Here is an 8,129-nt window from a genome sequence, read left to right as displayed (position 1 = left end):
CCGATCTTCGACCTCGCGGACTACGGCGTCGTGGGCGACCTCCACACCGTCGTCCCCCAACTCACCGACGAAATCAACACCCACAAGGGCTGAACCACTCGGGCAGCAGGGGGCGCCACCGTCACGTACGGATGGCGCCCCCTTTGCCGTCGCCGCGGACACCCACGGGTGCGGGGTGGTCCGGCCGGTCCAGCCACACCCGTTCGCCGTCGACGTCCACGGTGAGCCCGAACCGTTCGAAACCCGGCCGTCCCTGACCGATCCACCAGAGATGCGCATCGGCCACCTCGTTCCACAGATCGCGGGGCCCGACCGATGGACCTCGAACTCCTCGCGGTCGGGTACGAAGTCGACGGTCGCCCACGACGTGACGGCGGTGTCCCGCAGCCACAGCGTGTACGAGCCGACGCGAACGAACCCGAGGAGGCCGCGGCCACCGCGCAACGGGTGCTCACGCTCTCCGCCGACGTGGCCAGCGAACGGACCGCGGAGCGGGTGCGGGTGGTTCTGGCCAGGCTCGCCGCGTACGCGGACCCACCCGAGGTACGGGCCGTCATCGACGCGTCCTGAGGGTCCGGTTACGTTCCCGTCATCAGCCCATCGTCGCGCCACCACGTCCGCCCGACACAGTGGCGCGCATGAAGACGACCATGCGTGCACACTCCGGCCCCCGGGCCGGGCGGCGGGGACTCCCCGTGCTCCTCGCTCTGGCCGCCGCCGCTTCCGGCGGGCTCGTCGCGCCCGGGTTCGCCGTTGCGCAGGAAGTGACCACGGGGGGCCCGGCCATCACGTGGGGGGCCTGCGTCAAGGCCGCGCCCGAGTTTCCCGATCCGAGTCCCAGGGCAGAGTGCGGGACCGTGAAGGTGCCGGTGGACTGGGCCAAGCCGAAGGGGGCGACGACCGAGGTCCACCTCGTACGGCACCGGGCCACCGATCCGAAGAAGCGGATCGGGGCGCTGCTCGTCAACCCGGGCGGGCCGGGGGCGTCCGGGGTCGAGAGCGTCATGTACTCGGGGACGGTGTTCGGCACCTACTCGCCCAAGTTGCTCAAGCGCTTCGATCTGATCGGGTTCGACCCGCGCGGAATCGACCGCAGCAACCGCGTGCAGTGCGACGAGGCCATCGCCGACAAGATGCCGAAGCGGCCCCGCAACGCCGCCGAGTTCGAGAAGTTGCGCACCCTCAACGCGAAGCTCGCGAAGAGCTGTCTCAAGAAGGGCGGGGCGCTCGCCGCGCACATGGAAGGGGAGAGCGTCGCGCGGGACATGGACGCGATCCGGGCCGCGCTCGGGGAGCGGAAGATCAGCTTCCTGGGGCATTCGTACGGCACGGTCCTCGGGGAGCGGTACGCGCGGCTGTTCCCGGAGCGGCTGCGGGCGCTGGCGCTCGACAGCGCCGTGGACACGGTCCGGCCGACGGCCGAGCGGCTCCTGACGGACGGCGCCGTCACCCTCAACGACATCGCGAAGAAGCTCGCGGCCTGGTGCGAGACGGACGCGTCGTGCGCGCTGAAGGGGCAGGACGTGACGGCCGTCATCGACGAGCTGTACGCCCGCGCCGACGCCGGGACCCTCCGCGTCCCCGGGCCCGACGGCCCGACGCGGACCGAGGTCAGCTCCGATCAGTTCGCCGCCTTCCTCACCCGTGTCCTGAGCGACTACGCCCCGGAGGGGACGGCCCAGGAACTGGCCGCGCTCCAGTCCGGAAAGGGCGAGGTGTACTTCCCCACGGACTACCACGACCCGGTCAAGCAGCTCGTGCTCTGCCGCGACAACGACTTCCGGATCCGGGACTACGCCGAGTACCGCGCGATCAGCGAGCGCGTCGCGAAGGCCGCACCGCACGTCCGCCACGACGCCCAGGCCCTCGACTTCGTCCTCGGCTGCCAGGGCTGGCCCATGGCCCCGAAGCCCCAGCCCACCCAGGCGAAGGGCGCGCTCCCGCCCGTGTTCGTCGTGAACGCGACCCACGACCCGGCGACCCCGCTGCCGGGCGCCCGGCGCACCGCGGGCGCCTTCCCGAAGGCGTCCCTGCTGACCGTGGACACCGTGAGCCACGTGCTCTACGGCGACTTGGCCACGCGGCCCGCGATCGAGAACTACCTGATCGATCCGAAGGGCTGAGCGCTGCGCGCGGACGGGCTGGTCAGCGGTAGCCGGTCATCGGTAGCCGGCCAGCCCGTCGGCGAGCTCCGTTTCGTCGCCGTCGCGCCGTGCGTACAGGGCCTGTTGGAGGGCGAACGTACCGCGGATCGCCGCGATCCGGTCGACGACCGTGGCGTCCCCCACCCAGCCACCGAGCGTCAGCACGCGGTCCAGCAGGCCCTCGCCGTAGCTCGCTCCGACCGCGGCGAGGTCTTCGGCCGGATCGCCCAGTCCGACGTCGTCCCAGTCGATGACGCCGCTCAGCCGCGGCACGCCGGCCGCCGTCTCCCACAGCACGTTCTCTCCGCCGAGGTCTCCGTGGACGACGGCGGATGCGGTACGGGGCAGGGCGTCGAGCGCCGCGAGTTCGCGTTCGGCGCGGTCCCGGCCGGCCCCGGTCATCAGCGGGAACAGCTCGGCGCGCACCTCGGCCGCGAACCGCCGCCACTCCCCTTCGGGCGGCGGGCGCAGCGCGGCCCGTACGCCCTCGTCGGCGCCGGCCGCCGCGAGGCCCGTCAGCAGGGCGGCGTACTGCCGCGCCACGGCCTCCGCGACCGCGGGGTCCTCCAGCTCCCGCGCCTCCAACGGCGCCCCGGGCACCCGGCTCATCAGCACGTACGACGCCCCCTCCCCCAGCAGCCGCGGGGTGCGGAAGCCGAGGTCCACCCCGTCGAGCACGCGCAGCACCGCGGCCCGCTCGGGCAGCCGCCCCGCGGCGGCGTCGGTCCGCGCGAAGCACACCACCCGCTCCGAGCCGACGACGACCCGGTGGAACTGGCCTTCGTGGACCGCGAGTTGATCGGGTTCGTCGTGCGGGAGGAGACTGCTCAGCAGGGAGCGGTGTGCTGCCACGACGTCCGCGTCGGGGAGCTCCGTCCGGTCGCGCCCGCCGCTTCCCGTCATGTCGCTCCTCATGTCGCCGGTCATGTCGCCGGTCGTCTGGCCCGTTCCTGCCGGGATCGTCGCACGGTGGGGAACGCGGCCCGAAGTCCTTTTCCCCGCGTGATGACGCATCCACGGTGGCGCGTCCACGACGACGCGTCCGCGGGTTGCCGCCGGCAGCCGGGTGTGCGAATCCGCAACCGAGCGACGAGCGCACCATCTCCGTACTTCAGGAAGGAGAATGGGACGGAAGGCGCACGGGCTCCGGTGGCCCCCCACGGACCGCACCGGGGCCGACACGAGAGGAAGAGCGCATGCCTGAGCGCGTCGGGTGGGAAGGGCTTCCCGCCGGCTTACGGGAGCAGGTCGAGGAGCGGACCGGACCGGTGGTGGAGGCGACCGCCGTCGGCGAAGAGCGCGGCGAAGAGCGCGGCGGCTCACTCGCGGCCGTCGTCCGCACCGCACGTCAAGGGCGGCTCTTCCTCAAAGGCGTACGGGACGACGACGTCGAGCGCGCCGCGGCCCTCGGCTACGAGCAGAGCCTCAACAGGGCCGTCGCAGGCGTCGGGCCGGCGGTGCGGCACGTGGTGCGGGGCGACGGGTGGCTGGTGCTGGCGTTCATCCACGTCGACGGGCGGCACGCCGACTTCCGCCCAGGGACGGGCGACCTGGCCGCGGTGCACTCGGTGGTCAAGCGGATGGCGCGGTTGAAGGCGCCGCGCGGGGTCGCCGTACCGGCGCTCGTCGAGCGGTACTCGGGGCGCCTCGCGCCCGGGGACGCCGAACTGTTGGCCGGGGAAACGCTGCTGCACACCGACATGGCGCCGCACAACGTCCTCATCGGGCGGGCCGGCGGGCACGCGTACGTCGTCGACTGGGCGCGGGCCGCCACCGGGCCGGCGTGGGTCGACCCGGCGCACGCCGCGGTGCGGCTGATGGCGGCGGGGCAGCCCGTCGACGACGCGCTCGGCTGGCTCGCCACGGTCCCCGCCTGGCAGCGCGCGGACCCGGCGGCGGTGCGCGCCTTCGTACGGGCCGCCGCCGCTGACGACGGACCCGCCGAGGACCACTACCGGCATTTGTTGGACGGGTAGTTCACAGGTCCTGTTCCGGCCAGTCCAGCAGTCGCGCCCCGATGACCGCGGTCTGGAGGGTGTAGCGGTGCACGGGGTCGCTCGGGTCCGCGCCCGTCAGTTTGCGGATCCGGTCGAGCCGGTACGTCATGGCCCGTACGCTCAGCGACAGCCGGCGCGCGGCCTCCGCCGACACACAGCCGGTGTCGAAGTACGCGGTGAGGGTGTCGAGCAGCGGACGGGCGCCGCCGCGGGCCGACTTCAGCGGGCCGAGCACGGAGCGCACCAGGTCCGCCATGGCCTGTCGGTCGCGGGTGAGCACGGGATAGACCAGCAGGTCAGCGGCGTGCAGCACGGGGTCGTCGAGGTCCATGCGGGCGGCCAGGTCCAGGGCGTTCAAAGCCTCCTCGTACGAGTGGACGACGCCGCCGGCGCCGGGGTGGGCGCGGCCGATGGCCACCTGGCCGCCGTCCATCGCCGCGTACGCCTGCTTGGCGAAGTACCGCAGCACCTCGCCCTGGTCGCCGGGGGCGATGCAGATGACCCGGCCGTCCTTGGTGGTGAGCAGGATGTGGCGGTCCCCGAACCGGGCCAGCAGGGACGTCTCGATGCCGCGGGTCACGGGGTAGCCGTCGTCGTACGGCTCGGCACCCTGCGCCACGGCTACCGCGTGCGCCTGGGAGAGCAGCAGGCCGAAGCGTTCGGCGCGCTCGGCGACGTGGCCGAGGTTGCTGCGGCCGTACAGCAGGTCGTCGATGAACTCGCGGCGGGCCGCCTCCTCCTGGCGCACGGCGAGGCGCTGGGCGCGCTCGTGGCCCTCGGCGAAGGCGTCGACGGCCTCCTCGACGGTGGCGAGGAGGTCGCCGACGGCGGCCCTGGGCAGTTCGGGGACGACGGTACGGGCGAGCGCGAGTTGCGCGCGGACCACGGCGCGCAGCCCGAGGCCGGCTTCCGCTGCGCCTTCGCCGCGGGCCCTCAGCAAGGCCCGTTCGTCCCGGCTCAGCCGGCGCCCGGTCGCGCAGGCGTCGGTCAGGATCCCGGTGTATCCGTCGAGGTGTTCTTCCGGCAGCTGCATGATCGTTTCCCCCGCTCTGTGCGCATCCGGCATTAAGAAAGCGTAAAGACTGCCGGGCAGCGGCAGTGCAGGAGGGCGGCGCACCGGGACAAGATGGCCTCCGTTGGCCGGGGACAGGAAGCGACCGAGAGCCGACCGGGAGTCGACGGAGGGACCGCCGGGAAACCGGCGGCGGGGGAAAACGGGAGGGGGACCGGCATGGACGCTTTCGTGGCAGCCGCCATCGGGTTCCCCACGCTCTTCCTGACCGCCGCCCTCGTCGTCGTCATCGGCTTCTGGCTGCTGGTCCTGGTCGGCGCCGTCGAGCACGACGGCTTCGACGTCGACGTCGACGCGCACGCCCTCCACCTCGGCGGCGTGCCGGTCGCCCTGTCGGCGTCCCTGCTGATCGCGATCGCCTGGTTCCTGAGCCTGGCGAGCGGCGTGCTGCTCTTCGACGCCGGCGACGAGGGCGGCGACGGCGCGACGGTCGTCCTGCCGCTGGGGCTCGCCGCCCTCGGCTGGTCGCTGGCCGGCGCGTGGGTGCTGGTGCGGCTGCTCGTCCGACCGCTGGCGAAGCTATTCCCCGATGAACCCGGGCCGTCCCGGCACGACTTCATCGGGCTGACCTGCACCATCCGTACGGGACGGGTGGACGGGGACTTCGGCCAGGCGGAGGTCACCGCGCGGGACGGCTCCACGGCGCTCGTCCAGGTCCGGCAGACCGATGCGTACGCGCTCGTGAGCGGCAGCACCGGGCTGCTGTACGCGTACGACGAAGCCGGCGAGTTCTTCTGGGTCGCGCCCTACTAGGACCTCCCTCCCTTGAGGCCCCGGGCCCGTCAGCTCCTGCGGACGGCCGCCGCGCCGCGCCCCGCCTTCTGCTGAATCCACACGTGAGGTACCCCAACATGGACGCCATCACCCTGGGCGTCGGCGTGCTGATCGCCGTCGTCCTCGTCATCGTCATCGCCGTCGTCCTCGTCGTCAGCCGGCTCTTCCGCAAGGTCGAGCAGGGCAAGGCGCTCATCGTCTCCAAGATGCGGACCGTCAACGTCACCTTCACCGGGCAGGTCGTGCTGCCGGTGCTGCACAAAGCCGAGGTCATGGACATCTCGGTGAAGACCATCGACATCTCCCGCACCGGGCGGGACGGGCTGATCTGCCGGGACAACATCCGCGCCGACATCCGCATCTCGTTCTTCGTCCGGGTCAACAAGACCGTCGAGGACGTCGTGAAGGTCGCCCAGGCCATCGGCACCGCCCGGGCCAGCGACCAGGGCACCCTCCAGGACCTCTTCAACGCCAAGTTCTCCGAGGCGCTGAAGACCGTCGGCAAGCAGCTCGACTTCACGGACCTTTACACCAAGCGCGACGAGTTCCGGGACCGGATCATCCAGGTCATCGGCACCGATCTGAACGGCTACAGCCTGGAGGACGCGGCGATCGACTACCTGGAGCAGACGCCGCTCGCACAGCTCGACAAGGACAACATCCTGGACGCACAGGGCATCCGGAAGATCACCGAGCTGACGGCCGTGGAGCACGTGCGCACCAACGAGTTCCAGCGGCACGAGGAGAAGGAGATCACCCGCCAGAACGTGGACGCCCGGGAGGCGATCCTGGAGCTGGAGCGCCGGCAGGCCGACGCGGAGATCAAGCAGCGCCGGGAGATCGAGACCGTACGGGCCCGGGAGGAGGCCGAGACGGCGAAGGTCGTCGAGGAGGAGCGGCTGCGGGCGCAGGCGGCGTACCTCAAGACCGAGGAGGTGCTGGGCGTCCAGCGGGAGAACCAGGCCAGGGAGGTCGCCGTCGCCGCGAAGAACCGCGAGCGGGTCATCGCGATCGAGAGCGAGCGGATCGAGAAGGACCGGCTCCTCGAAGTCATCGCCCGGGACCGGGAGACCGAACTGACCCGGATCTCCGCGGACAAGGAGGTCGAGGCCGAGCGCCGCGAGATCGCCGAGGTGATCCGGGAGCGGGTCGCGGTGGACCGCACGGTCGCCGAGCAGGAGGAGTCCATCAAGCGGCTGCGCGCGGTCGAGGAGGCCGAGCGGCAGCGGCAGGCCGTGGTCATCGCGGCGGAGGCCGAGGCGCAGGAGCGGCTGGTCAAGGACATCAAGGCGGCGGAGGCGGCGGAGCAGGCCGCGGTGCACCGGGCGGCGGAGGAGATGACCCTCGCCGAGGCCCGCACCAAGGCGGCGGACCTCGACGCCCGCGCCAAGATCCGCCTCGCGGAGGGCGTGCGCGCGGAAGCGGCGGCGGCCGGGCTCGCGGCGGTGTCCGTGCGCGAGAAGGAGGCCGACGCGATCGAGAAGGCGGGCCGCGCGGAGGCGACGGCGCTCGCCGAGCGCCTGAAGGCGGAGGCCACCGGCATCACCGAGAAGGCCGCGGCGATGGCGGCGCTCGACGAGGCGTCCCGGGCGCACGAGGAGTACCGACTGCGCCTGGAGGCGGAGAAGGACGTACGCCTCGCGGGCCTCGAAGTCCAGCGCGAAGTCGCGCAGGCGCAGGCGCAGGTGCTCGCGACGGGGCTGGAGAACGCGGACATCGACATCGTCGGCGGGGAGTCCGTCTTCTTCGACCGGCTGGTCGGAGCGGTGTCGCTGGGCAAGGGCGTGGACGCGTTCGTCGACGGCTCCGCGACGGCGCGGACCCTGGCGGAGCCCTGGCTCGACGGCTCCCGCTCCTTCGCGGAGGACGCGACGTCCGTGCTGGGCTCGATGTCCACGTCGGACGTCCAGAACCTGACGGTGTCGGCGCTGCTGACGAAGCTGATGCGGTCGGGTGCGGTGGCGGGTGCGGCGGGGGCGGGCGTGGAGGCGCAGCTGGGCGAGCTGCTGAACGCTGCGCGGGGCAACGGCAACGGTTCGGGGTGACCCGACCCACGACTCCGTCGCTGCCGCGCGGGGGGCGGCAGCGGCGGGCTCTTGGCGGGGCGCGCGTGATGTGCGCCCCGCCGGGGACGCCTCCGGT

General features: G+C 72.6%; 9 protein-coding genes. 6 read left to right on the top strand and 3 right to left on the bottom strand.

Going from position 1 to position 8,129, the window contains the following annotated elements; translation table 11 throughout:
- Positions 1–93, top strand: a 93-nt coding sequence (locus ABZ842_RS26430; RefSeq protein WP_361538296.1) for an electron transfer flavoprotein subunit alpha, incomplete at its 5' end; no start/stop codon positions are given.
- Positions 94–121: 28 nt separating this feature from the next.
- Here ABZ842_RS26430 and ABZ842_RS26425 read toward each other — a convergent pair.
- Complete coding sequence (locus ABZ842_RS26425; RefSeq protein WP_361541499.1) at positions 122–286, bottom strand: hypothetical protein; 165 nt, start codon at positions 284–286, stop codon at positions 122–124.
- Between the two features lie 29 nt (positions 287–315).
- Here ABZ842_RS26425 and ABZ842_RS26420 point away from each other — a divergent pair, with 29 nt between their 5' ends.
- Positions 316–570 carry a hypothetical protein gene (locus ABZ842_RS26420; protein ID WP_361541496.1) on the top strand — a complete coding sequence of 85 codons (255 nt, stop codon included), beginning with the start codon at positions 316–318 and terminating at the stop codon, positions 568–570.
- Between the two features lie 287 nt (positions 571–857).
- Positions 858–2,123 (top strand): alpha/beta fold hydrolase, encoded by a 1,266-nt coding sequence (locus tag ABZ842_RS26415; RefSeq protein WP_361541493.1) that lies wholly within the window; start codon positions 858–860, stop codon positions 2,121–2,123.
- Positions 2,124–2,159: 36 nt separating this feature from the next.
- On the opposite strand, the gene vph is transcribed toward ABZ842_RS26415, so the two are convergent.
- Positions 2,160–3,047 (bottom strand): viomycin phosphotransferase, encoded by an 888-nt coding sequence (gene vph, locus ABZ842_RS26410; protein ID WP_361541490.1) that lies wholly within the window; start codon positions 3,045–3,047, stop codon positions 2,160–2,162.
- 293 nt (positions 3,048–3,340) lie between these two features.
- On the opposite strand from vph, the gene ABZ842_RS26405 reads away from it, so the two are divergent.
- The gene (locus ABZ842_RS26405; RefSeq protein WP_361541487.1) at positions 3,341–4,120 is read left to right on the top strand and encodes a phosphotransferase; all 780 of its coding nucleotides are present in this window, start codon (positions 3,341–3,343) and stop codon (positions 4,118–4,120) included.
- A gap of 1 nt (position 4,121) precedes the next feature.
- Here the strand turns inward: ABZ842_RS26405 and ABZ842_RS26400 are convergent, their stop codons facing one another.
- Positions 4,122–5,174, bottom strand: a complete 1,053-nt coding sequence (locus ABZ842_RS26400) for a helix-turn-helix domain-containing protein (RefSeq protein ID WP_361541484.1) — start codon at positions 5,172–5,174, stop codon at positions 4,122–4,124.
- Positions 5,175–5,372: 198 nt separating this feature from the next.
- On the opposite strand from ABZ842_RS26400, the gene ABZ842_RS26395 reads away from it, so the two are divergent.
- Both ABZ842_RS26395 and ABZ842_RS26390 read left to right on the top strand, forming a co-directional pair.
- Complete coding sequence (locus ABZ842_RS26395) at positions 5,373–5,966, top strand: hypothetical protein (protein WP_361541481.1); 594 nt, start codon at positions 5,373–5,375, stop codon at positions 5,964–5,966.
- Positions 5,967–6,064: 98 nt separating this feature from the next.
- The gene (locus ABZ842_RS26390) at positions 6,065–8,032 is read left to right on the top strand and encodes a flotillin family protein (RefSeq protein ID WP_361541479.1); all 1,968 of its coding nucleotides are present in this window, start codon (positions 6,065–6,067) and stop codon (positions 8,030–8,032) included.
- Positions 8,033–8,129 lie beyond the last annotated feature (97 nt).

It is taken from the genome of Streptomyces sp. NPDC047315 (assembly GCF_040643215.1).
GTDB lineage: Bacteria > Actinomycetota > Actinomycetes > Streptomycetales > Streptomycetaceae > Streptomyces.
Note: the sequence above shows the minus strand (reverse complement) of the source record. Positions and strands in the feature narration are given on the sequence as shown.

Excerpts from the sequence above, each read along its gene's own strand:
- ABZ842_RS26420 (WP_361541496.1), top strand. The coding sequence starts at position 316 with ATGGACCTCGAACTCCTCGCGGTCGGGTACGAAGTCGACGGTCGCCCA.
- vph (WP_361541490.1), bottom strand. The coding sequence starts at position 3,047 with ATGACGGGAAGCGGCGGGCGCGACCGGACGGAGCTCCCCGACGCGGAC.
- ABZ842_RS26405 (WP_361541487.1), top strand. The coding sequence starts at position 3,341 with ATGCCTGAGCGCGTCGGGTGGGAAGGGCTTCCCGCCGGCTTACGGGAG.
- ABZ842_RS26400 (WP_361541484.1), bottom strand. The coding sequence starts at position 5,174 with ATGCAGCTGCCGGAAGAACACCTCGACGGATACACCGGGATCCTGACC.
- ABZ842_RS26395 (WP_361541481.1), top strand. The coding sequence starts at position 5,373 with ATGGACGCTTTCGTGGCAGCCGCCATCGGGTTCCCCACGCTCTTCCTG.
- ABZ842_RS26390 (WP_361541479.1), top strand. The coding sequence starts at position 6,065 with ATGGACGCCATCACCCTGGGCGTCGGCGTGCTGATCGCCGTCGTCCTC.